The sequence below is a fragment of the Pseudonocardia kunmingensis genome (assembly GCF_006716445.1).
GTDB classification, from domain to species: Bacteria; Actinomycetota; Actinomycetes; order Mycobacteriales; family Pseudonocardiaceae; genus Pseudonocardia; species Pseudonocardia kunmingensis.
Genome location: NZ_VFPA01000004.1, coordinates 677,439 through 699,547, shown reverse-complemented (window position 1 = coordinate 699,547; position 22,109 = coordinate 677,439). Strand labels below are relative to the sequence as shown.

17 protein-coding genes and 1 tRNA gene are annotated in these 22,109 nt (G+C 65.0%); 4 read left to right on the top strand and 14 right to left on the bottom strand.

Annotation, left to right across the window (positions count from 1 at the left end; genetic code table 11):
- Window positions 1-90: 90 nt before the first annotated feature.
- Both FB558_RS33115 and FB558_RS33110 read right to left on the bottom strand, forming a co-directional pair.
- Window positions 91-3,261 (bottom strand): helix-turn-helix transcriptional regulator, encoded by a 3,171-nt coding sequence (locus FB558_RS33115; protein ID WP_142060331.1) that lies wholly within the window; start codon window positions 3,259-3,261, stop codon window positions 91-93.
- Between the two features lie 29 nt (window positions 3,262-3,290).
- The gene (locus tag FB558_RS33110) at window positions 3,291-5,636 is read right to left on the bottom strand and encodes a tetratricopeptide repeat protein (protein ID WP_170231637.1); all 2,346 of its coding nucleotides are present in this window, start codon (window positions 5,634-5,636) and stop codon (window positions 3,291-3,293) included.
- A 289-nt stretch (window positions 5,637-5,925) separates the two neighbouring features.
- Between FB558_RS33110 and FB558_RS33105 the strand changes: the two genes are divergently transcribed.
- Window positions 5,926-6,843, top strand: a complete 918-nt coding sequence (locus FB558_RS33105; protein WP_142060328.1) for a LysR family transcriptional regulator — start codon at window positions 5,926-5,928, stop codon at window positions 6,841-6,843.
- An 84-nt stretch (window positions 6,844-6,927) separates the two neighbouring features.
- Here the strand turns inward: FB558_RS33105 and FB558_RS33100 are convergent, their stop codons facing one another.
- Together FB558_RS33100 and FB558_RS33095 are read right to left on the bottom strand one after the other, a co-directional pair.
- Window positions 6,928-7,767 (bottom strand): alpha/beta fold hydrolase, encoded by an 840-nt coding sequence (locus FB558_RS33100; RefSeq protein ID WP_142060326.1) that lies wholly within the window; start codon window positions 7,765-7,767, stop codon window positions 6,928-6,930.
- 510 nt (window positions 7,768-8,277) lie between these two features.
- Complete coding sequence (locus FB558_RS33095) at window positions 8,278-9,000, bottom strand: DUF899 family protein (protein ID WP_142060324.1); 723 nt, start codon at window positions 8,998-9,000, stop codon at window positions 8,278-8,280.
- 271 nt (window positions 9,001-9,271) lie between these two features.
- On the opposite strand from FB558_RS33095, the gene FB558_RS33090 reads away from it, so the two are divergent.
- Window positions 9,272-10,693, top strand: a complete 1,422-nt coding sequence (locus FB558_RS33090; protein ID WP_142060322.1) for an MFS transporter — start codon at window positions 9,272-9,274, stop codon at window positions 10,691-10,693.
- A 1,433-nt stretch (window positions 10,694-12,126) separates the two neighbouring features.
- Window positions 12,127-12,318: a MerR family DNA-binding transcriptional regulator gene (locus FB558_RS33080; RefSeq protein WP_142060320.1), complete on the top strand. Its 192-nt coding sequence runs from the start codon at window positions 12,127-12,129 to the stop codon at window positions 12,316-12,318.
- 958 nt (window positions 12,319-13,276) lie between these two features.
- On the opposite strand, the gene FB558_RS33075 is transcribed toward FB558_RS33080, so the two are convergent.
- From FB558_RS33075 to FB558_RS33030, 10 genes are all read right to left on the bottom strand, one after another.
- The gene (locus tag FB558_RS33075; protein WP_142060318.1) at window positions 13,277-13,735 is read right to left on the bottom strand and encodes a hypothetical protein; all 459 of its coding nucleotides are present in this window, start codon (window positions 13,733-13,735) and stop codon (window positions 13,277-13,279) included.
- A gap of 26 nt (window positions 13,736-13,761) precedes the next feature.
- Window positions 13,762-14,169 carry a hypothetical protein gene (locus tag FB558_RS33070; RefSeq protein ID WP_142060316.1) on the bottom strand — a complete coding sequence of 136 codons (408 nt, stop codon included), beginning with the start codon at window positions 14,167-14,169 and terminating at the stop codon, window positions 13,762-13,764.
- A complete protein-coding gene (locus tag FB558_RS33065; protein WP_142060314.1) occupies window positions 14,159-14,566 on the bottom strand; it encodes a hypothetical protein in 408 nt (135 codons plus the stop codon). The genes FB558_RS33070 and FB558_RS33065 overlap by 11 nt, the downstream gene beginning before the upstream one ends.
- A complete protein-coding gene (locus tag FB558_RS33060; protein WP_142060313.1) occupies window positions 14,559-15,392 on the bottom strand; it encodes a hypothetical protein in 834 nt (277 codons plus the stop codon). Before FB558_RS33060 ends, FB558_RS33065 begins: the two co-directional genes overlap by 8 nt.
- 611 nt (window positions 15,393-16,003) lie before the next feature.
- Window positions 16,004-16,588 (bottom strand): hypothetical protein, encoded by a 585-nt coding sequence (locus FB558_RS33055; protein WP_142060311.1) that lies wholly within the window; start codon window positions 16,586-16,588, stop codon window positions 16,004-16,006.
- 625 nt (window positions 16,589-17,213) lie between these two features.
- Window positions 17,214-18,446, bottom strand: coding sequence for an AAA family ATPase (locus FB558_RS33050; RefSeq protein ID WP_142060309.1), 1,233 nt, complete (start codon window positions 18,444-18,446; stop codon window positions 17,214-17,216).
- A 46-nt stretch (window positions 18,447-18,492) separates the two neighbouring features.
- The gene (locus FB558_RS45835; protein WP_142060307.1) at window positions 18,493-18,717 is read right to left on the bottom strand and encodes a helix-turn-helix domain-containing protein; all 225 of its coding nucleotides are present in this window, start codon (window positions 18,715-18,717) and stop codon (window positions 18,493-18,495) included.
- Window positions 18,718-18,837: 120 nt separating this feature from the next.
- Entirely contained in the window at window positions 18,838-19,407 is a 570-nt protein-coding gene (locus FB558_RS33040; protein WP_142060305.1) for a threonine/serine exporter family protein, read from the bottom strand.
- 900 nt (window positions 19,408-20,307) lie between these two features.
- Window positions 20,308-20,383, bottom strand: a tRNA-Leu gene (locus tag FB558_RS33035).
- Between the two features lie 9 nt (window positions 20,384-20,392).
- A complete protein-coding gene (locus FB558_RS33030; RefSeq protein WP_142060303.1) occupies window positions 20,393-20,587 on the bottom strand; it encodes a helix-turn-helix domain-containing protein in 195 nt (64 codons plus the stop codon).
- A 261-nt stretch (window positions 20,588-20,848) separates the two neighbouring features.
- Here FB558_RS33030 and FB558_RS33025 point away from each other — a divergent pair, with 261 nt between their 5' ends.
- Window positions 20,849-22,108 carry a site-specific integrase gene (locus FB558_RS33025; RefSeq protein ID WP_142060301.1) on the top strand — a complete coding sequence of 420 codons (1,260 nt, stop codon included), beginning with the start codon at window positions 20,849-20,851 and terminating at the stop codon, window positions 22,106-22,108.
- Window position 22,109 lies beyond the last annotated feature (1 nt).

Sequence of the window (22,109 nt, the reverse complement as noted above, 5' to 3'; positions counted from 1 at the left end):
AGCCCCGTGAAGCCATCGTGGACACGGCGGTCCGTCCGTGCATCGGCCGGCCGGCCGATCCGGCCCGTGGTGGGTGGCCGATGCGCGCGGCTACGGGTCGGAGTCGGGGTCGGCATGGCGCGCGGCCGTGGCGGCGAGCTCGGCGCGGCTGGTGATCCCCAGCTTCGCGAACACGTGCGCGAGGTGGGTCTTGACCGTCGACCGGCTCATGAACAGCCGCGCCCCGATCTGCGGGTTGGTGAGGCCGTCGGCGACCAGGGCGACGACCTCGCGTTCGGCGCGGGTCAACCCGTTCCACCCGGTGACCGGTCGCCGCCGGGTTGCGCGCGAACGGCCGAGGTAGGCGTGCAGGTCGTCGCGCGAGAGCGCCGCTCCTTCCGCCATGGCGTCGGCGAGTTCGGCGGCGCCGAGGTCGGCGCGCAGCCGGGTCAGCAGCCCGTCGTGATCCGGCCGTTCGACCGGGGGGCGCGGATGATCCATGCTCGCGCGGGCGGCGTCGCTCGCGCCGAGCACGCGAGCGGCCTTGCGGGGGTCGCCCGCTGTCGCCGCGCAGCCGGCGAGGGCGTCGTAGCTGCGCACGACGAACGTCCACAGCGATGCCTCCGTGCGAACGTCCAGGGCCTGGTGGTGCAGGTCCTCCTCCGCCCCCGGGGTCGCGGCGAGGAACGCCAGCTCCTCGAGCGCGTCCGCCCGGATGTGTGGCAGCTCCAGCGCGGCCGCCAGCCGCAACGCCCGCTCGGCGTGGACGCGGGCCTCGTCGGGACGGCCCAGCCTGCGCAGCGCTGCGGCGAGTCCGGGCAGCGCCTGCGCGACGTGCCAGTTGTCGGTCACCGGTTCGGCGAACCGGGCGGCGGTCTCGAACCACCGCACGGCCTCGGTGTGGTCGCCCGCCCACAGGCGCAGCTTGCCCGGCACCAGCGCGAACAGTGCCAACAACTCGGGGCCGGCCGCGGCGCTGACCGTGCCGAGGATCGGCTTGAGCAACCGTTCGGCGGCGGCGAGGTCACCGCGGAGCCCGGTGACCCAGGCCAGGTTGACCGTCATGTGCCCGAAGGAGTACAGGTCACCGAGCGGACGGGTCGTGGCCACCGCCTCCCGCCCGAGCCTCGTCGCCGTGCGCAGGTCCCCGGTGAACAGCGCAGCCCACACCTCCACCGCGAGCAGGAACCCGCCGACGGCGCGCTCGCCCCGTGCCCGGGCAGCGGCGTACCGGCCTCGGACCACGGACGCCGCCTCGGCGTGCCGGTCGATGTTGGTGAGCGCCCGCGCCCGGAGCACGCATCCGGCGTCGACGGCGAACGGATCGCCTGCCGTCAGGCCGAACCGTTCCGCCTCGCGACCGTGCCGCTCCATCGCCTTGCGGTCCGTGTAGAAGAGTCCCGCGGCCAGCACGAAGTGGCTGCGCCCCCGGTTGGCGTCGTCGTCGAGGGTGTCCGCGATCGCCAGCGCCCGCTCGGCCAGGCGGCAGGCGTCGGCCGAGAGTGCACCGGCGATGGCGAGCAGCCCCGCACCGGACAGCAGGGACGCCTGGAGGGTGGTCCGGTCCTCTGGCGCGGCGGCAAGCGCCCGGTCGAGGAAGTCCCGGCCTTCCCGCACGTGCGTGGTCAGGAACCAGAACCGAGCCAGTGCGGCCGCCAGGCGCCGGGCGCGGCCGGGATCGGGCGCGGCGAATCCCCACTCCAGCGCGGCGCGCAGGTTGTCGTGCTCGGCCAGCAGCGCGACGCGCCATCGGTCCTGATCGCGCTCCAACCACGGCGCGGCGGATTCGGCGAAGGCGACGTAGAAGTCGAGATGGCGATCGCGCAGCGCCGCCGACCGTCCCGCCGCCTGCAACTCGCGCGATGCGTACTCGCGGATCGAGTCGAGCAGGCGGAACCGCTCGGCGGTACGGGTCTCGACGACCACGAGGGACTTGTCGATCAGCCGGGTGATCCCGGCGAGCGTGTCGTCCCCGCAGACCGCGGCGGCGGCCTCGGCGGTGAACCCTCCGGAGAACACCGACAGCTCGTGCAACAGCGCCTGATCCGACGCCGCCAGCAGGTCGTGACTCCACGCGATCGATGCGGCCAACGTGCGGTGCCGGTCGTCCACGCCGCGCGGACCACCGACGAGCAGCCGGAAGCGGTCGTCGAGCCGGGCCGCGATCGCCGACGGGGTGAGCACGCGCGTCCACGCCGCCGCGAGCTCGATGGCCAGCGGCAGGCCGTCGAGGCGACGGCAGATCGCCTGAACCACCGCTTCCTCGCCGGGATCGGCCGGCTCGACACGCACCAGCGCGGCGCGATCGTCGAAGAGCCGCGCGGCGTCGTCCGCCTCCATCGGCGGTGTGCGCCACACCAGCTCGCCGGCCACGCCGAGCCGCTCCCGGCTGGTGGCCAGCACTGTGACCTCGGGGCAGGTCGTCAGCACCTGGTGCACCAGCTGTGCGCAGGCCTCGAGCAGGTGCTCGCAGGTGTCCAGGCACACGAGCGCGCGGCGTCCGCGCAGCTGGGCCGCCACAGCCGATGCAACGTCACCGGAGGGATCGACGAACGCATGGACGGCCGACGCGAGCGCCCGCGGGACCAGGTCCGGGTCGGTGATCGAGCCGAGGCCGACCCACCACACCCCGGCCGGCGTGCTGTCCGCCATGCCGGCGGCGAGCTGCCACGCGAGCCTGGTCTTCCCCGACCCCCCGGCCCCGGTCACCGTGACGAGCCTGTGGCGCTCCAGCAGTTCGCGCAGCGTGGCCAGCTCGGCCGCGCGCCCGACGAAGGTGGTCAGCTGCGCGGGCAGGTTGTGCGCCGGTCGTTCGGCGTGGCCGGCCGAACCCGCGCCCGTGATGTCGTCGTGGAGCAGCTCGAAGGTCCGCTCGGGCCCGGTCCGGCCGGGCAGGGAGCGCGATCCGAGGTCCCGCAGCCACGCGCCGGCCGGCAGTGCGTCGGCCACCGCGGCCCCCGCGTCGGCCGAGAGCACCGTGCGCCCCGTACCCGACACCGCGACCAGCGCGTCGCACGTGCGGAACGCGGCCTGCGGGTCGCCGTCGGCATCCAGGTCCGCGACGTGCACGCCGGCCGTGACCGGGAACCGCCGCTGCGCCGCCAGCACGGCTGCGGCGGCCTCGGCCACGGTCCGGAACAGGCACAGCACTGCACCGTCTCCCCGCGGATCGACGGTGCGTCCCCCGCTCGCCTCGAGGACGTCGCGGATCGGGAGCGGGTGCTCGGACATGACCAGTACCAGCGCCGGGCGGCGGGTAGCGGGCCCTTCCAGGTCCGTCACGTCGGCTCGACCGGGGGGAGTTGCGCCGATCACTCCAACGGTCCCCTCGCTCCGGTGGCGTCGTCTGTTGCTGCCGGCCGGGTGAGCTTGGTGCGAACTACTCCGGCGTGCGGATGGCCGAGATCGTCGAGGATCGACAGCGCCTCGCGCCAGGAAAGACGAGCCGCGTCGGCGTCACCGGCAGCAAGGTGCATGTCACCGATGTTGTCGAGGGTGCCCGCCTCGAGAATGCGGTTGCCGAGGTCTCGGGCGAGGTCGAGCGCGCGCTGATAGCAGGTGTAGGCGCGGTCGTGGTCGCCGAGACGGTGGTGGACGTGGCCCACGCTGTCCCATGCGGTTGCCTCACCGAGACGAGATCCGATCTCCTGGTTCAAGGTCAGTGCTTGCTGACAGTGGATGAGCGCGTTGTGGAAGTCGCCGAGCTGGGCCTCGTCCCGTCCCGTGGCGTTGAGCGCTCTCGCCTCGCCGTTGCGGTCGTCACTCGCGACGTAGAGGTCAAGAGCCCGCTCGGTGTGTTGGCGCGCTTCGATGTGGCGGTTCTGCGACCCGAACAACCTGCCGAGGTCGTAGTGCGTCCGGGCCTGACCGATGCGATCTCCGAGCTGCTCGTACAGGTCGAGGGCTTCCCTGAGTTGGGTGCAACTGTCTTCGAGCTGATTCGTGTAGAGGTACGCGCCGGCGAGGTTGCGGTGGGTGTGCGCCTGACCGGCCCGGTCTCCCAGGCGCCGAGCCGCGTCGAGAGCGGTCTGGCAGATTGCGCGCCAGACCCGCCAGTGGCCCCGCCAGTTGAGGAAATCGGCCAGGGACCAGGCGAGCTGCCAGGCGTGGGTGTCCAGCCCGATGCTGCTGGCGCGGTCGACCGCAGCGAGCACGGTGGTGTGTTCGTCGGTGAACCAGGTCATCGCCTGCGCATGGTCGGCGAGGTCGCCGACGACGACCCCGGGCTGCGGCCGTGCCAGGCAGATCGGCTCACGGTCCGGGTTGAGCAGCCGCGCGGCAGCGTGTGCGGTGTGCAGGTCGTGGTCGACAGCTCGGTGCGAAGCGCTGCGGATGTCGGTGCTGCCGTCATGGTCATGGGCGAGTTCGGCGGCGTAGGCACGCAGCAGGTCGTGGGAGGTGTACCTGCCAGGACGGTGTTCGATCAACAGGTGGGCGCGGCACAGCTCGGCGAGCAACGTCCGTGTCCGCTGCACGGGCAGCCCGGCCACGCTGGCTGCGGCCGCGACCGCGATGTCGGAGCCGTGGTGCCGGCCGAGCAGCCGGAACAATCGCGCGGCCTCGCTGCCGAGCCCGTGGTAGGACCACGAGAACACCGCGCGCGTATCCGCGTACGGGTCACCGACGGCGAGTGCATCGAGCCCGGACCGCTCCTGGCGCAGCTGGGCGGCCAGTGTGCCGAGGGGGAGGTGAGGGCTGGATGCGGAGCGAGCCGCGGCGATGGCGAGCGCCAGGGGCAGTCGTGCGCAGGAGACGACGATCTCGTCAGCCGCACTGCTCTCTGCTGCGATCTGACGAGCATCGAGGCGGCGGGCCAGAAGGTCCCGCGCCTCGTCCGTCCGAAGCAGGCCGAGTCCCAGCGGGCGTGCGGCGTTGGTCGCGATCAAGCTGGTCAGTTGGTCACGACTGGTCGTCGCGACCAGGCAGGTGGCGCTGCCGGGTAGCAGGGGACGCACGTGCCTGGAGTCGCGGGCGTTGTCCAGTACGACGAGCAACCGCTTGCCGGCAACGATCGAGCGGTACAGCGCGGCCTGGGCGTCCGGCGTGGGAGGAACGCGGGTGGGCGGCACGCCGAGAGCGCCGAGGAATCCTCGAACTGCGTCGGCAGGCTCCATCGCGTCGTCGGAGGGGTGGTAGCCGCGGAGGTCCACATACAGCTGCCCGTCGGGGAAGCGGTGGGAAACCCGGTGGGCCCAATGCAGGGCCAGCGCGGTTTTCCCGACGCCGGCAGTGCCGGTGATCGCAGCGACGATCATGGGTCGCGTGCCGGACTCCTCGTAGGCGCCGATCAGGCGGTTCAGCGCTGTGAGCTCCGCTGTCCGCGCGACGAATCCGTCGACATCGGCCGGCAGCTGTCGCGGAACCACGACGCCGGCAGGCGGTACGTCGCCGGACGTCAACGGGTGCTGCCCATCTGCTGACCCGTCAGGTGCGACCGGGTCTGTCACCTTGCCCGCGGCCGCGAACAACGACGCCCTGTCCGCGGAGGTGAGCTCCAACGCGGCGGCAAGCATCCGTAGCGAGGTGGCCTGCGGCCGCCGCAGATCACCGTTGGATTCCCATCTGCGGATGGTCCGCACGTTCAGACCTGCCCGTTCGGCAAGCTCCTCCTGGGTCAGGTGCGCCCGCTCTCGCCACGACCGCAGCAGCGTCGCCATGCTCTTGTCGATCTCCGGTTGTCGGCCGCCGGGACCGTCCGAACTGGATCTGGTGAACAACGATCGGCCATCCTCCCAGATTCGCGGGCCTGATCGCATCGCGCTCCGCCTCTGATCGGCGCAGCCGGATGTCCATCCGAACCCGACGCGCTTGCCCGTCGCGCCAGGTCGGAACGGTCCGACTCACCATGGCCACGATCTGCCCCGACGGCGGTGGCGATCAACGGCGAATTGCGCAACGATCGTTAAGCCGCGGGTTCACGAACCGGCGGACTGGGGGGCAGGGAACATGGAGCACCGGGAGATCGAGATCTTCCTGACCCTCGCCGACGAGCTGCACTTCGGCCGGGCGGCCGTGCGGCTGCGCGTGTCCACCGCCCGCGTCAGCCAGATGATCACGAGGATCGAGCGGCGCATCGGCGCCCCGCTGTTCGAGCGCACCAGCCGCCGCGTGGAGCTGACCCCGATCGGACGACGCCTCCGCGACGAGCTGCGGCCCGCCTACCAGCAGGTCCAGGACGCGGTCGACCGGGCGATCACAGCCGCCCGCGGAGTCCGCGCCACGCTGCGGGTCGGGTTCATCGGTGCCGCGTCCGGGCGGTTCGTCCTCGACGTGGCCGAGGCCTTCCGGGCCGAGCACGTCGATTGCGAGGTCTCGCTCCGAGAGAACCAGTTCGGCGAGGGCCTCGGTCCCCTCCGGGCCGGCGAGATCGACGTGGTGCTCGCCACGCTGCCCGCCCGCGGCGCCCGCCAGCCGGACCTCACCGCCGGGAGCGTGCTGGTCGAGGAGGCCCAGCTGCTTGCGGTGTCGGCCCGGCACCCGTTCGCCCGTCGACCGTCGGTGTCGTTCTCCGACATCGCCCGCACCAAGGTCCTCCGCACGCCGCCGGCGATCTCCGACTACTGGGATCAGACGCTCCTCCCCCCGCACAGGCTCGACGGCCGGCCCGTCGAGCGGGGGCCGTGCTTCGCCACGACCCAGGAGATGCTCGCCCTCATCGGTGCCGACATGGGCACCTATCCCGTGTCGACCCAGTTCACGAGCTACTACGTCCGCCCCGACGTCGCCTACGTGCCCATCCACGACGCCCCGCCATACCAACGGCGCCTCCTCTGGCTCTCCGCCGCCGAGACCGCCAGGATCCGCGCCTTCGACCGGGCCGCCGCCGCCCTGGCGGACGTCCCCGCAGGATCTGCTCCGCACTGACGAGCGAGCACGCCGCACCGACGGAACGGCGCAGTGGAGCGCGACCGAATGTGGATCTTGATGCCGGCTCTGACCGCGGGCGGGCTATGCCGCTGTGCTGACGGCGATGGCGTCGGCGAGTTGTCGTGGAGCGTCGAGTGCGACGAGGGTCCTGGCGTTCGGGACCTCCACGAAGTGGGCGTTGTGGAAGGCGCGCTGCAGCCGACGGCCGAGCTCCGGTGTGAAGGCGCGGTCGGCGGTGCCCCACACGATGGTGACCGGACCGGCGAACTCGCTGAGCCGGGTCGAGACGTCGAGCAGATCCTTGCGTTCGGCCGCCCTGAGGAACCGGACGGCGTCGGCGCGGATCGCACCGTTCGTGAGGCTCGGCTCGATCCAGGACCGTGTCTGTGCGGGGTCGAGTTCGTTGGCGAGCAGCCCCATCCCCAAGGGTGAGTGCCGGAAGGCGCGCCATCGCATCGGTTGCAGGTTGATCCTCATCCTGGTCTCGCCCTTGAGCAGGAAGAACATGACGTTGAACGGGAACGGCGGGAACGTGTCGAACGCGTCGCAGTTGGTGAGGACGACCCGGCCGATCCGACTCGGGTCCGTGTCGAGCAGGAACTGGCACAGCGCGCCACCGGTGTCGCAACCCACGAGCGTGACATCGCGGAGATCGAGTGCCTCGATGAACCGCAGGATCTGGTGGGCGACGCCGCGCGGCGACTGATCGGTTCCCGGCTTCACGGGGGTGCGGTGCGAGCCGAGCGGCCAGTCCGGCGCGTAGGAGCGGATGCCCTGCGCCGCGAGCAGGTCGGCGACACCCGTCCAGAGCGACCCGTCCATCAGGAACGGGTGGACGAAGAGGACCGGTGGTGCGGGCGCGTCGGCCGGACCGGCGACCCGGAAATCCACGACTCCGTGCGGAAGCTCGATCGACGTCACCACGCGTCTCCTAGCCTGTGCGAGTTGCCGACAACATCTTCTCCGTACTCGCAGGCAGCTTCCTGAACAACCGCGGTGGACGCGAGCTCAACGCTTTCGGTCATGTCGGGCCGTCCGCAGGTCCGCCGGCGCTTCGCCGCCGGCGACGCAGGCTGTAGAGGTCCTCGAGCAGCCGGTGTGCGTCCTTCCCCGCGACCGCGTTCAACCATCGCTGGTGAACGGCGCGTGCTTCGCGCCCCGTCGGCTGTTCCGGCTCGTCGGGCTGATCCCGTCGACCGGGCTGATCGTGATCGGCCGTGACCGTGTTCGACACCCTGAGCCGGGGCTCGCAGCACGTCGCCGAGCAGACGCTCATGAACACGCGTGGAGTGTTGAACGTTGCGCTCGGCTCCGCCCAGGGCACATGACCGGACACCTACCGGACTCCTACGGGCTCCTGCAGGACACCGAACCGCTGGGCCGCGCGGATTGCGATATTTCGGTATCGCTGCCGGTGGTGGCGGCCCGGGTCTATCCGGTGAGGCTGTCCGAGCGCCCGGCGTTGATCCGCGACCACTGGGCGGTGGGACGACCGTTGGTGCGGGTGTCCTCGAGGTGGGACTGGGGCCACCCTTCCGGCGAGTCCTCCCACGGTTCCTGGCGTCCGTAGATCGTGAGGTCCATGAGGCGGTAGTTGATGTCGACGGCCTCGACGCCGCGCCCGGTGGTCCAGTAGGTCTCGAAGACCCGGTTGTCCCGTCGCAGGTAGCAGATGACGTGCATCATGCCGATCCGGCGCCCGGCCAGCAGGGTGTCGAGTGACTGCTGCGCGGAGTACCAGGGCATCGTCCAGTTCATGAAGTCGTGGTAGCGGACGGACTCGGCGTAAGGGCCCTGGCAGAACACCGCGTAGGTGATGTCCCGGGAGTGGACGTAGGACAGCTCGTCGACCTGGGTGTTGTTCCAGGTGCAGCCCTCGCACTGCTCGGCGGCGGGCCGGCCGGGGTACCACATGAAGTAGTACGCGATCAGCTGGGCGCGGCCCTCGAACGTGTCGATCAGCGGGGTCGGACCGTGGGGGCCGATCAGCGTGGTGGCAGCGTCGACCTCGACCACGGGCATCCGGCGGCGGGCCGCGGCGATCGCGTCGCCGGCCCGGGTGTGCGCCTTCTCCCGGGTGCGCAGGTCGGCCACGCCGGCCTCGAAGGTGGCGCGGTCGGTGACGGCGGGTTCGGGTGCGTTCTCGATGGTCATCTCACTGTGCTCCTTCGCGGTGCAGCGGTGAGGCCGATGCTGACGCGCACGGGCGCTCCTCAGGTCGTGGGTCGGCCAAGCGTGCGCGCGGCCGCCGTGCCCGGGCATCGGCCGGCCGGCCGACCCGACCCGGACGTGGTGGCCGATACCGCCGTCGGTCCGGCACCAACTGCAACCTAACTGTTGCACTGAAGCCGGACATGTGCAATCGTCAGGTTGCACAACACTGAGAACGTCCCCACGCCCCAGATCAGGAGAGGCAGGCATCGACATGACCACCGAGACGTCCGAGCCGGGACGCGCGCCCACCACCACCGGGCAGGTGAGGCGGGCCCCGCGACGGCTCGTGCTCGCGCTGACGTGCGCGGCGACGACGATGGCGGGGCTCGACACCGCCGTCGTCAACGTGGCGCTGGCCTCGATCCAGCACGACCTCGGGGCCGGTCACGGCACCCTGCAGTGGGTCGTCGTCGCCTACGGGCTGCTGCTGGGCGGGTTCCTGCTGCTCGGCGGGCGGCTGGCCGACCACATGGGCCGCCGGCGGGTCTTCCTGGCCGGGCTCACCGTCTTCACCGCCGCCTCGCTGCTGGCCGGCGCCGCACAGGACGCCGTGCAGCTGATCGCGGCCCGCGGCGTGCAGGGCTTCGGCGCCGCCCTCATCATCCCGGCGGCACTGTCCCTGCTGGCGGTCACGTTCGCGGAGGGCCCCGAACGGGACCGGGCCTTCGGCCTGCTCGGGGCGGTCGGCGGCGTGACCGCCAGCGGTGGGGTCGTCCTCGGCGGGCTGCTCGCGTCCGGGCCCGGCTGGCGCTGGTCGTTCCTGGTCAACGTGCCGATCGGCGTAGTGCTGATCGCGGTCGTCCTGCTGTTCCTGGCTCCCGACCGGTGCGGCGACCGGACCGGGCGCCTCGACGTCGCCGGGGCGACCACGGTGACCGGGGGCCTGCTGCTGGCGGTCTACGCCGCGCACCACGCCGTCGAGCACGGCTGGTCGTCCGTCTCGACCCTGGCGTTGGCCGGTGCCGCGGTGGTGCTGTTGGCGTTGTTCGTGCGGATCGAGGCCCGGTCGGACGGCCCGCTGGTGCCGGCCGCGCTGCTGAGGAACCGCTCGCTCGTGGCCGCGAACGTCACCGCGTTCCTCGGGTTCTGTGCCCTGCTGTCGTTCATCTTCGTCGGGTCCCTGCTCATGCAGCAGGTGCTGGGCTACTCGCCGTGGCAGGCCGGTATGGCGTGGGTGGCCACCACGGGGACGATCGTCGTCGCGGCCGTGGCGGGCGCCCGGCTGGTGGGTCGGGTCGGGGTCCGGTCGCTGCTGCTCGTCGGGCTGGGTCTCGTCGCCGTCGGCGCGCTGTGGCTCGCGCGGATCCCCGCCGACGCCGGTTTCGTCTCCGACCTGTTGCCCGCGTTCCTGCTCGCCGGTGTCGGCTTCGGGTTCTGCGAGCCCGCCGTGCAGCTCGGCGCACTGTCCCGGGTCGCCCCGTCGGACACCGGGCTGGCATCCGGACTCGTCCAGACCACGACCGAGATCGGCGGGGCCGTCGGTGTCGCGGCGGTGTCGACCGTGCTCGTCGCCGGTGTGGGGCTCGATGGCTTCCACGCCGCCTTCGCGTTCGTCACCGTCCTCGCGCTCCTCGGCGTCGTCACCGCCGCCGTGGGCTTCGCGCGTCGCGGCCCGACGGCGCCGGTCCGCTGACCGTTGCCCTCTCGGCGGTGGAGCGAGATCGCGTCGGCGACCTGCAGCGGAGCGGGGCCGGCAGAGCGGCCGGGCCCTGAGCTTCGCTAGATGCTCCTGACCAGGCCGGTCATTGGTCGGGGTGACAGGATTTGAACCTGCGACCTCTTCGTCCCGAAGCAAGACCAGGGGCCATCTGTGGTCACCACTCCCCACCTCTGGTCACCATGCTGACCTGCGAAGAGTCATCTCAGCTCACCTCACCTCACCAGAGATCATCTGTACACTCTGCTCCCTGAGAGTGCTCCCAAAACTAGATCATCTACTGAGTGAGATCAACAAGTGATCAAGTGTGTCACGATTGAGTGTGTGATCTCAGAGTTCAGAGCAACTTGATCTTGTTAGTCTGATGTGCTCAACTGATCTACACATGAGATCAACACATACTCTGAACAGCAACAACTCATGTGTAGATCTTGTGTGTCTTGTGTCTACTTAGAACATGAATTAAAGATCATTCATATGTTCTCTTGATCTATGATGTGTTGATCTACAACATCTAACTTGCTTGATCACTTGAACTTGATCTCTTCTGATCAACATGATGTTGTATTAGTTGATCTATGGTGATCGAAAATCGATGCATCTTGCTGATCAGTCAAAGAGATCAAGCTCTCAGAAGCTCTGTATCACACAAGATCGCTCGACCAACGAATCACACTAGCTTGTTGCGTTTCGTGCGTGAGCGTTGATTCTGTAGCTTGATTGTTTCCAAACGATCTTCGTGAGCTGAGTTGATCGTTCGGAAGAAATTTCGAGTTGATCAATCTTAACCGCGCTCCATCCGCAAAGGATATTTCGGTTTCAGACCTCAAACTCGAAATCACTATCGTTTCGGTCAATGAACGTCCGGATACGGCGAGCGACCGTCTCTCAGCCCCCGTGAGCGTCCCGTCACCGGACACACCGACCGGCCTCCCTCAGGCCGTCTCCGTGGCGCTCAGCGCCAGGACGGGGCATCTCAGCCGACCACGAGCACCAGCACGAGGACGCCCGCTGCGATCAGGAGGCAGACGATCACAAGTACGGCTTGATCAACCCATCCCGGGAGGTTCATGGTCCGGCGCACGCTACCGACGGCGGGTCTTGCTCGCCTGTGCCGCGAGCGTCGCCAGCGGGCAGGGCCACGGCACCCGAGGTGTCCCGCGACCCGGGGTCGTGCACGCCCGGCACAGCCCTTGATCGTCGGCTGTGTGCACTGTGGACAGTCGCATGATCACGTCCGGCATGGTCCCGAGTTCGGCGGCGAAGTCGTGCCAGGTGTTGCTCATCGCGAGTCCCCGTGTGCGGTCGGTGGTCGAGTCCTCAGGGTCGCACAACTCGCCCAGGTCGCCCACATCACACAGTTCGATCACTAGGCGCAACTCGCCCGTAGGACGACCTACGGTGATCGCGTGGCAGAGCGCGAGCTGACGACCGCAGAGGCGGCGAAGGCCGTTGGCGTCTCGCGCATGACCTTGATCCGCTACGCGGACAAGGGCTACGTCCGGCCGTCCCGGGTGCTGCCCTCTGGCCACCGCCGCTGGAAGCTCGATGAGCTACGCCAGCAGCTCGCCGACCTGCCGCCGCGTGGGGAACGCGGGTAGCGGGCTCTCAGCGCCTCTGTAGCGGCCCACCCTCCCCACCACACCGGCCACCACCCGATCGGCGCTCAGCGGAGAAGGTGGGCGGCTGCAATCGGGCACAGAGGGGGGCGAACGCGGCGGGCGGGGGTGTCTGTTCGCGGGGTAGCTAACGAAGCCAACCAAAAAGCCCCGACTAGCAGTACCACTTTCGGTTGCAGAAACGTGGTCGGTCAACGTCAGGCACGTCTACGTTCGGCAAGTCGACGTCGTAGTCCTCGGGATCGTAGACGTACGTCGGGTATGGCGTCGGGATGCTGTACGTGGGAAGCGGTTGTGTGGGTTGGCGCTTTGGCCCGGAAGTCGCTATACCGCACATCGTGATGAGACTCAGCGCCGCAACGATGAGCGCGACGCCGTTAATGAGCTTCCTCTTGCGCATGGCGTCCTCTGATCGCGTCCTGCGGCCTACTTGGTCTCACGTAGATGAACTCCTGATCGTGCGGGCCTTTGCCTTTAAGGATCTCGACCCGGTAGCCCGCACTGTGGCCCGCGAGTCGTAACCGCTCTGCGAACTCTCTGCGTTCCTGCCACGGTTCATCCCAAGACGGAGAAGAAAGCCGCCACCATCCACCGGCCTTGTATATCTTGTGGAGAAGCCGACGCATCTGCTCCATATCAAGCCCTAGATTGTGAGGGCCAGGACGAAGCGCAGGCATCGGTGCATCTCCCGGATAAGGCAAACCGGGCATGAGTTCCACTCTCATACCCGGTTCGCCGTATGGAAGGGCCGATCGGAAAGCGACCAACCGTTGGGCGGAATGGACCTCGACCATTGAGAGAAGGCCCACCACGCCCGGTGTCCAGGATAGGCGAACATGCGACCGCCGGATAGCCGCAGCTATCCGGCGGCCTCTGAGGGCTAATCGCGATCACGCATGAGTACGAAATCCGACCAGCAACCTGAGCGTAGCGCGTAGCACTATCCAAGACCAAGAATGACCTTGCCCTCCGCCCCGGGCGCAATCCCACCGGGCTCGACACAGGTACCGACGATCAAATCTAGGTCCTGGGCGATGTACGGCATGATTTCCCCGTTAGCGGCAGTCACAACCCTGTCACCAAAGCCGATCGCTCCCGATCCCACTCCGGTCGCCGCATTCTTGAGACGCCAAACGCCTTGCCACGCCACGGCAACCTCGTTCGGGACGAGAGTCGCCGTCACAACAGTATTTCCCCAAGGGTCTTGAGTGTCGGCAACCGAATGTGAGACACCGGCGGCATCTACCATGGCAACGCCGAGACAAGCCGTTGTTGCACCTGCGGTCGGCTTGATCCGTGCGGTGAACTCGTCCGGTTCGACAAGCTGCCCACCCCGGATATTGACGCTAGCCGAGTAGGTAACCGGTCCCTTTTCGAAAACTGCCCTGATTCCTGACATGATCTCATCTCCCTAAGGTTCTATTGCTAGCTACCGGCGATAGCGTCGCTGATAGCTTGAAACTCGGCATCCTTGCTGAGTCGTTCTTCCTCAGCGATGCGGTCGGCGTTCAGCTCGTTCTGATACCACTGCGGATCGGTATCGGGGTCGAGCGGGTTTGGGCCTAACGCTCCCTGTGGCACATCACCGGCGGCCATGGCGAAATCGGTTCCTGCGAAGAACCGCTCTTCCGGTGTGAGTTCCTTCTTGAGGGCTTCCCGCCGACCGGAGGCACCGCCAATGGCGGTCTCCTCCCACTTGGGTGCACCCCCGACACGAATACCAGGCGTGTAACCCTTGCGGGGATCGTCGTCGCCGAGATCGTCCGACTGTGAGAGCGGAAGGCTTGAGCTAAACCGACCCGTTGCTCCGCTGCGAAGATACTCACCACTCATCGAGGTCAACTCCTAAATCCCTAGCGAACTCTTGATACTCACTCATGGCGAGTGCCTTTTCCCCGGTTGCGTTGATGTACTCGATGAGGGCTTCGAACGTCTCAGGGAACATCGATTCCAGGACGGTCGCTAGCTCCCGCTTGCGTTCCTTGGGAAGCGAGCGGTAGTGCTCATACAATCGCGCAAGGTCGGCTTCGTCCGTGGAATCCCAACGGATGCCCTCCGGCAGACTGACAGTCGCGTTAGCTTCGTTAGCTACCTCCCGGCCCCGGCCACGAAGGTAACCCGGGTCGCGGCTGAACTCTCCCGCTTCGTTGGCGTAGATCGTCTCTCGGACGGAAAGCTCGACTTGCTCACACTCTCCGAGCACGTACGGGGTGTAGATGTACCTAGGCATGTGCAATCAACTCCTCGAATCGTTCGAGCTCTCGCCGCAACTCCTGGATTCTCAGATCGGCACTGCAAATCTCATGCGTGTTGGGGTCGCCGGCTGCCATTTGGCGCTTGTAGTACTCCAACGTCTCGATCTGCATTTCGACGCGTTGGCGCTTGTCTTGGACTTTGGCAACCTTGCATCCCTCGCACAGCACGGACCGAACTTCCGAACCGTGGTCAGGGATGCCGTAGCTGACTCCATCTTCGGTCTCCCTGACCTCTACGCTTCGCGTCAGCATCGCTGAGGGCTTACCGCACCGTGGACAGTAAGACTGATACGAAACCTCAGTGATCCGCTTGATCGGCTTAGCCGCATCGCGTTCGTAGCCCTCCACGGCCCATCGCGGGATCGGACCGTTGTTCGGGATCGGGTGGCCTCTCTTCCGTGCCCATTCCCTGACCGCATCGTCTAGCGGGTGCTGTTCCATCGGATGCGGATAGTTGGGCGGGTTGGGGCTGCGATTGGGCACAGCCGGGGGGTGCATCGTGGGTCGGCTGCCACGCGGTGTGTAGGAGAACGGGTCCGGTTCGGGAAGCGATACCCGGATATGCCCAGGCGAGAGGAACCAGACCCAACAGTCGGGTTCCTTGTGCGACGTGACGTTGAGAACTGCCTTAGCTATCCGGGCGCGTCGCTCGCTGATACCTGCGTTGTCGGCAAGGTAGAGGACATCCTTAGCGGGTAACCCTTCCGGGTGTTCCATCAGGAGGTCTTCTAGAAACCTGATTGACCGCTGTGCGAGGGGGCTAGTCAAATCGTACGTTCGATAGTCGCTCTTTGCTGGCATAGCTGGTCCTTATGCTTTGGTCGGCAAGCGCCGTGATTGAGCCTACGGGATATCCAACGGATTTGGCGAGAGCACAACGCGGTGGGCTTCATAGCGTGCAATGAACCGCTCACAGCGATAGCACAGCGGGAGATGCAAGAGAAGCGGCGGTCGACTGATGACGTTCACGGCGCACTTCCGTGCGGAGAGCCGCCATTCCCACCTGCCCTTGACGGGATCAAATTGGTGTGGGTTTGGGTGGCCGCAGGTGCCACACATAGTGCGCTCGATAGCCTGGGCTTGTCTCGAACAAGCCAGGCACAACCGAGTGTGCATCATGTTTGACCAAAGATGCGCGCTGATCGAGCCGATGTCTTCTCGTGCGGCGGCCAGGATCTGGTCCCTGAGATGGAGACAAGCTCCGTAGCTCCGGCGCGTCAACGATGAGCCCTCATCCCACGAGAGAGTGTGTAGTGCGTGCTCCTCCGAGAAGCGGTGCGTGATGTATTCGTAGTGCTCGATCACCTCTTCCTCAGTGGGAAGGTTAGGTAATCGCGGGTCGGTGTCGATAGTGGCAGTGCTCATTGGATAGAACCTCTCCCCAGAAGTTCAGTTCACTTCACTTCAGTAGTTCAGTACGAACGTTGCCGGCGGCTGATATCGCGCAAGATGGCAGATCCTCCTAACGGTTGGAGTTGTGGTTGCGGTTCGGGTTCGGGTTCGGGCGTGGGTTCGGGTTCGTGCTCTATGGCCCACATGATCGAGCCGGTGAGCTTGTCGGCGACCTCTTGTGTGAGAGGGGGTGGTAATGGGTGGTGGTCGCAGTAGAAGGACGCATGGCGACCATCCTTGGAGAAAGTCATACGAAGCGTGGAAAGGTCTTCGATCAACCCACCGCAGATCACGCAACGTGGATACCTCATGTTGGCTTCCTTGGTCGGTTGTGGTTGTGGTCGGGGTGGCCACTCGGGGCCAGGTTGGGTGGTTGCGTTCTGCGGATCGGGACAGCCACCGCGTGTGCGGGATGGGTTGCGCGGAGTACTTCGGTTGCGGGCACTGCGGTTGCTGTTGCTCATCGAGTTTGGGTTTAGCTTTGGGTTGGCGATAGCTCGCTCTTGTCTTGCTTGCTGTGTATAGCGTTCCCACTCTTCATCCGTGACCCACTTGAACGGTTGCTTTCGCTGTTCCTGTGGGAAGAATCGGTCGAGGAAGGACATGGTTTGTGCTCACCTCCTTAGCTTCCTTTTTGGTTAGCTACCCCTTGGTCGTCGGTTTGGTCGGTTCGGAGTGGGATAGTGGGGTAGGAGTAGTGGGTCGGAGTTGTTCTGCGACCGGATGACATCGATTGCCTTTGGGTAGCACTTTTCATGTACGTACCAACGTGGGTGATCCCGGATAGCGCTACCGTCATAGTTGTAGGGCTTCCCGGTGTCCGCGCTTAGCCAGTACGTGCGTCCGTTGTCGGCACGCTTTAGGTGAACCCGAGGTGCCATAGGCTTTGGTAGCTTCATGACCCATGACCGGTTCTTCGAGATGTAGACGTCGCACATCGGGCAGATGCCGTTGTGCGTAGCCTTTTCTGGTTCCGGTAGCGGCTCGCAGAAGTTGAGTCGGAGCTTCATTGGGCTTACGTCCTTAGCTTCGTTAGCTACCTTGTTGGTCGGGCGGCGCGTCCGTACTTGATCTCCCTCCATCCCCCTCTCCCTATAGGTCGAGGGATCCAAGGGACCTTATGGAGGGATGATCGAGGGATCCAAGGGATGATCGGCCCTGACCTGCGAAGACGACCCGAGGGACCATGCGGGGCGGCGAGGGACCATGCGGAGGGATGATCGGAGGGAACTACGCGCCACGGACCGCCACCCCCCGCATCCTCATCACAGTCACGAAGTGCTTGTGCGTCCGTCCGTCCTTCTCTACGCGCAATCGTCCGTCGCCAATTAGACGTGACTTAGCGTCTCCGATGTCTTCCTTGCTTGCGCCCTTGACCGTGTTTTGGATCTCGCTAGAGGATGCTCCCGGGTGATCCCTAACGTAGTCGAGCACTAGGTCTTCTACCCGCTTGTGCGCTTCGTCTGTGCGATTCCCGCTCCCGTAGATGAGTTCGAGAGTGACCGGGTTGAACGTGAGCTTTCCTTCTTCGAGTTCGACACCCCGACCTAAGGGCGCCGAGAAGTACCGAGAGCTATCGGAATCTCGCTCGTTCTTCGTGAGCCGCCAGAGAGCATCCGGCCAATCCTCAAGTGCAGATGCACCCCGGGATCGCTCCTCTTCCCCCCAACCCATATGGTTTGTGAGGTAGAGCTCACGTGCGCCAATCTGGTACTTGACCTCTTCGAGCGTGTCTGTGAAGCGACCTACATCATCGTTATCGTTTGACTTCCCGAATCCTCGGAATGCACGCGAGTAGGGATCGCAGATGATAGCCCCAACGTTGAGACGCTTGCAGTGTTCTACTAGCCACTTCTGAGCGGTCGGTGCTGTGAGTTTGAAGCCCTGTCCCCGCAGATGCAGCGTCGTAACACGATCGGCATTCTGGATATGAAGAGCACGGGCCCAATCACGGAACTGAGTCTCGGCTAGTTCATAGTCCAAGATGGCGATTCGTTGCCCTTCGGGAAGGGGCGTCACCTTAAAACATCCCAGGAACGGGGCATCGTCCGCGTATGACTTTGCGAGGTTGGCAATGAGTACGGTCTTGCCGGTCTTTCGCCGGGCCGTAATAAGCGCGTTCCCGCCCAGAATCAGCAGCTCATCAAGGGCATACTTTGGACCGTCATTAGGCAGCGCAAGCTCGTCCGCAAGAGTTGGAGGTGGGACATCCGGGGGAGTGAACAGGGCATCGTCTTGGATCTCATTTGCCCTATGCTTAACTCTGCGGCGCGTAAGCTCTTCCGATAATAGGCGTTCTTCTAGTTCGAGCTGTTGTTGCTCTACGCTCTTCCCTGTCCCGTCAGCGCGCCTCATAACGACGCCCGCCGTGTTGGGCAAGGCGGCGGCAAGATGGCGTAGCCGCTGGTCAACTGATAATGGAGGCTGCAAGGCAGTAGTTCCTCTCCCCTGGTAAACCCTCACTCAGAATGCTTTGATCGGGCGACTCTGAGTGGGGGTTTACCTATGCTTAGTGGCTTTGGTTTGACGCTTCACTTAGCGGCTTTGCTTCGAGGCTATCCAAGTAGCGCTTGACCTCAGACTCACGGAAGCGAGTAGTGCGACCGATCTTGATCGGCTTTAATTGCCCACTCCTGATGATCCGATACAGGGTCGAGTGGCTGACCCTGAGGATGCCGTCTCGGACCTCAGGGACGGTGTAGAGGATTTCGTTTGAGGGCTTGGTTTGCGGCATTAGAGCCTGCCTATCGTAAATAGAGCGGTGGCTGTTTCTGAGCCATTCCCAGTATAGCGGGGCGTGCCTGGTTGTGCCAGCATGAGGACACTTCCCGCCGCAATTATCAAAAGTGGCCGGCTAACTAATCTTCTTTGCGATCCGGAGGATGTCTTCCCACAGTCGGTGGGGGTGTTCTGGCCACTTGTTGCACGCGGCATGAGTGAGGACGATGAACGCCTCATCGGTTGTCATACCCTTTTCAAGGCAGCGCTTTACGAGGATCGATATGGTCGACGACCTGTCTCGTCCACGATCGGCGGGTGGTTCCTCGAACGCTTCCCACATCCACGGCGTGGCGTGGTAGTCGTCTAGGAGTTGCTCGGCGTCTAGAAGAGTTGGAGTTTGGGTTGGGGTTGGAGTAGAGGAAGCGAGCGCGGGGGATTCATCGATCATCGGGCCGAAGCGAGTTTGCAGGTCCTGAACGAACCCATTTACTGCATCTCGGACCTTTTGGTTCGAGTCGTAGAGGTGTAGTAAGGCGAAGGCAATGCCGGTGATGACACCGGCCACCAAGGCTACGGGGCCTCCTGCCTTCAGACGGAGTGCTGCCATTACGGCAGAGACGCCGCCTGCGATAGCAGCCAACCATTCGGGAGGCATCTTGTTGAGCGCCTCGAAGAGTCCGCAGATCAGCTCTTGATCGCTCAAGTCGCGTTCCTCGCGCGCGCGTCCGTGCGCGACATAGCGAATTCCGGGGTCCAATTCGATATTCGAGGGCGCGTTTCGCGGTCCAAATGGGGGTGCGCAAAACGATTCCGGTGTCTCTTCTGGGCCATTCTCCTTGGCCGCTGTGCCCAATTGCAGCCCCGAGAGCCCTAGCCAACCTTCAAGCTCATTCGATGGGTAAACCGGACCCGTGTATTGAACGGCACTAACCGATTGTGGAGGGTCATACTTGAAGTTGAGCGAGTTGGGGATGCGCAAGAGCTTCCCCAGACCACCCGAGTTGTCGCAGCCCTCGTGCGCGTACGCGCGGGCAAGGGCATTGGACAGGCTGAGAGCGGCTGTAGGCGCCACAGCGTGGGTGAGGGCATAGACGCACTGCCAGCGGCCCGAGGACGTCTCCCAGGCCGCCGTAGGGGGCAGTTCGAGGGCAGTGGGAGAGCACGTGTCCAGGTCGGCCCACACGCACGACACGTGCGAGACGTTCGCCGGGATGCCGTTCCGACGTCGGGAAGCGAAAAGCATAGGGGACCAGTAGACGTCACCCCTTGCTGCACATTGATCGACCCAACGAAGCAAGCTAGCGACGTTAAAAGGATAGGCGAAAGCAGCGGGCCGAAAGGTACCCGAGGCGGAACGACGGGCTACGCAAACGTAGCCAGAAGCGGTCTTTGGAAAGACGACGGACAGCAGAACGTGAAAGCTGCCAACGCGTCGCTTGCCTTGAAGTGCGCCGCTTAAATGGGTAGTCTCAGGGGGCACAAAGACACCCCCTGTGAGTGTTTACCATAATTGAAGCTCTCCCCTTTCGAAGGGCCCTCTTTGCGTTCACCTGCTTTGGTCGGCTTGTGAGAACACAAAGAGGGTCTTTCGTTTTGTCTGACGTGCCCCGAGTGGGATTCGAACCCACACTTTGCGGTGTTTAGGACCGCTGCCTACTGCCAATTGGGCTACCGGGGGCCGTTGTTCCCTACTGCGAGTGGCTTTCGATGTAGTCATCGATCCACTCAGGCTTAAATCGGACCTGATCGCCGACCTTGAATGAGCGCAGCTTTCGCTGTGCGCGTAAGCGGTCAATCGTGTTGACGTGAACTCCGAGCATATCGGCTACGTCTTGCCGAGAAAGCCACTGGCGCTTATCGGCCGGGATCGTCTTGGGTGTCATGAAATGTTCCTCTAAATGCTTTAGAGTGCTTAGGGGTGACCTCTGCCGTGCTATCCTGAGCTTAGCGGAGGGCTGGTGATCGTGTCAATTCTTTGGTATTCCCAGTATTCAATTAGGGTTAGCATTCCCGAAAGGATAGTCACGAAGGGTTGCCGGAAGGTTTCCGCAGGTCAGAGGCTCAACGAACTCAACTAAGGATAGTGCTATGGATCTTGTTAAGCGGTACGATGAGAAGAGGTCGCACGGGAGGGGATCAAGGGGATGACCAGGGCAAACGAAGGTGGAACGCGTGTCCGTAGGGACTACGGCGAGGGATCGATCTTCTACGAAGAATCCCGCGCAAGGTACGTCGGTCTGTTGTCACTTCCGAAGAAGGACGGGAAGGCTCAACCGCGACGGAAGTTCACTGGCAAGACGCGTCAGGAAGTCGTGCGCAAGCTCCGTGAGGCAAAGCGGGACCTTGAAGACGGCCGGGCCGTTGCGAAGGCAAGAGACACCCTCGGGGATCTCTTGAAGGAGTGGCAGCAACGCGACTACCCGTTGACTCGTGCTCGAACGGGGAACACGAAGGCGGGTTATGACTGGGCTCTCGCTCACCTCATGGATGAGCGGACAGGGATTGCCGGGGTGAAGCTCCGTGAGCTAACGGCAGACGACATTGAGGGCTTCCTGTCAGGAAAGATCAAGCCAAGCGGAAACGGCCGACCGCTAGGGCACCGATCGATTGTGCAGATCCTCCGCGTGTTGCGTACCGCTCTCCAATGGGGGAAGCGAAGCGGCAAGGTTCGTGCGAACGTGGCCGATGATGTGTTGGTGCCTGAGGATGGCGGACGTAGGCCGTCTAAGGCATTCAAGCCGGAAGAGGTGACCGCGCTACTCAGTGCGGCGGCAGATGCAGACCAGGAAGCAATGCAGCACTCGGGAAGCTCAGGGCGTGCGACTCGGCTTGAAGCGGCTTGGTACGTCATGGCCCTTATGGGATTGCGACCGGGGGAGTGTTTCGCGCTCAGGTGGTCGGACATCGATGAGAAGTCCGATGGGGGCATCCTGACCGTCTCGGGATCGTTGGTCCGTGACCAGAAGACGAACACGCTAAAGATCGGCCCTACCAAGACTGCGAAGTCGCGTAGCCGGATGGATATCCCGGAACCCGTCTTGGACGCTCTGAGGGCACACCGCAAGTGGCAGATGAGTACGGGGATCGGGACTGACCTCGTGTTCTCGAACGAGACAGGGGGTCTGTTGGACCCTTCCGCTGTGCGGCGCCGCTTCAAGAAGCTCTGTGCGAAAGCAGGCGTAGGGGATGCCGAGAAGCGCCACCCGCATGAGTTGCGGCACTCGTGCGCGACGATCCTGGAGTACATCTACGGCCTGCCAGCACCCCAGGTCGCCGACGTGCTCAGGCACACCGACGTGCACACGTACCTGAGGGTCTACCGGCACTCGGAGATCAGGCCGTCTGTCGGCGGCGCTCTCGGCATGGCGGCCCTGGCACCCGTCCGGGAGCTGCCAGGCGCGTAGC